We start from the raw sequence: 1,857 nt of genomic DNA, 5'->3' as shown, positions 1-1,857 counted from the left end.
AGATCCCCACCGGACCCCTTCACCCACATCAGCTCGACATCACCACCCGTGACCGGATCGATGTCACTCCCCTTCGCCGACGTATTACCACCGGCATAGTTCGTATTACGAGGATCGGCACCAAGCCGACGAGAACGCGCAAGGAGCGCGGCGGCTTCGGAATGCGTGGTCATAAAACTTTTTCCTAGCTGTCCGAGAAGCAGAGCAACAGTGCGCCCCTCGGGGGGGGCGCGGGGCTGCGTTGGATGTGCGGTTACCGCCGCGGGGGCGCGACCGGCCGCTTCCGGTCCGCGGCCCACGACGAAACAGGTCGGGTCGGGTCAGGCGCTCACGCCCCCCAGCCGGCCTGCTCCCCTCCCACCCGCTCGGCCACGATCTTCTCCGCCCACCCGGACCGGGCGTACGCGGCGATCGGATCCGCGTCCAGCCCCAGTTCCTCGCGGACCTCCCGCAGCAGCGGCCGGACGTCCGTGTCGTAGGCGTCCATCAGCACCGCGTTCGCCGCCAGTACGTCTCCCGTGGCCTGCGCCTGCGCCAGTGCGCCCCGGTCGACGAGGAGCGCCTTCGCCGTGGCCTCCTGGACGTTCATCACCGACCGGATGATCGCGGGGATCTTGGCCTCGATGTTGTGGCACTGGTCGAGCATGAAGGCCACCTCGGAGGTGAAGCCGCCGCCGCGCACCACCTCGTACATGATCCGGAACAGCTGGAACGGGTCCGCGGCCCCGACCATGAGGTCGTCGTCGGCGTAGAAGCGGGAGTTGAAGTCGAACGCGCCGAGCTTTCCCTCCCGCAGCAGCGTGGCGACGATGAACTCGATGTTCGTGCCCGGAGCGTGGTGGCCGGTGTCGACCACGACCTGCGCCTTCGGACCCAGCTTCAGGCAGTGCGCGTAGGCCGTGCCCCAGTCCGGGACGTCCGTCGTGTAGAAGGCGGGCTCGAAGAGCTTGTACTCAAGGAGCATCCGCTGGTCGTCGCCGAGGCGCGCGTACACCTCGGACAGCCCCTCCGCGAGCCGGTCCTGCCGCGCCCGGATGTCGTCCTGCCCGGGGTAGTTCGTACCGTCGGCGAACCAGAGTTTCAGATCTTTCGATCCGGTCGCGTCCATGATGTCGACGCACTCCAGCAGGTGGCCCACGGCTTTACGGCGCACCGCCGCGTCGGGGTGGCAGATGCTGCCGAGCCGGTAGTCGTCGTCCTGGAAGGTGTTCGAGTTGACCGCCCCCAGTCCGAGCCCCCGATCCTCGGCGTGCTTGGCGAGGTCCGCGTAGTCCTCCACCTTGTCCCAGGGAATGTGCAGCGCGACCGTCGGCGCCACCCCGGTCACCGCGTGCACCTGCGCCGCGTCGTCCAGCTTCTCCTTGGGGGTGCGGGGCACGCCCTGCTGTGCGAAGACCTTGAACCGGGTACCCGAGTTCCCGTACGCCCACGACGGCGTCTCGACTGCCTGGGTCTTCAGCGCGGCCTTCACCGCGGCGACATCGGTCACTTCGGGGCTCCTGGGGTATCGGTCGGAACGACTCAACAGGTGAACGGGCGGAATCAACTGCATGGTGAAACGATTCAGAACGGCAAAGTATGAGCACCTCGAAGGGGTGTCAAGAAGTCCGACGAACCTGGTTTTCCGTGACTCTGCCGTGACCTTCGGCTATCGAAATTTTTTCGACACGGACCCATTGACGTGACATGCCCGCGGTGTCTACGGTCCCGGCAATCCAGTTGAAACCTTTCACGACGCTGTGGGGTCCGGCTCGCTCGGTCTTGCTGGTGTCGTCGAGGAGCCCTCATGACCCACCCGTCCGACACGGGACCGGCCCCGGTGCTGGCGCTCGAGGACGTGTCGAAGTCCTTCGGTGC

General features: G+C 66.6%; 1 protein-coding gene. It reads right to left on the bottom strand.

Going from position 1 to position 1,857, the window contains the following annotated elements:
* Positions 1–328: 328 nt before the first annotated feature.
* Entirely contained in the window at positions 329–1,489 is a 1,161-nt protein-coding gene (rhaI, locus tag ACZ619_RS45805; protein WP_469611997.1) for an L-rhamnose isomerase, read from the bottom strand.
* Between the last annotated feature and the right edge of the window lie 368 nt (positions 1,490–1,857).

The sequence above is a fragment of the Streptomyces sp. NPDC104367 genome, assembly GCF_055583825.1.
Note: the sequence above shows the minus strand (reverse complement) of the source record. Positions and strands in the feature narration are given on the sequence as shown.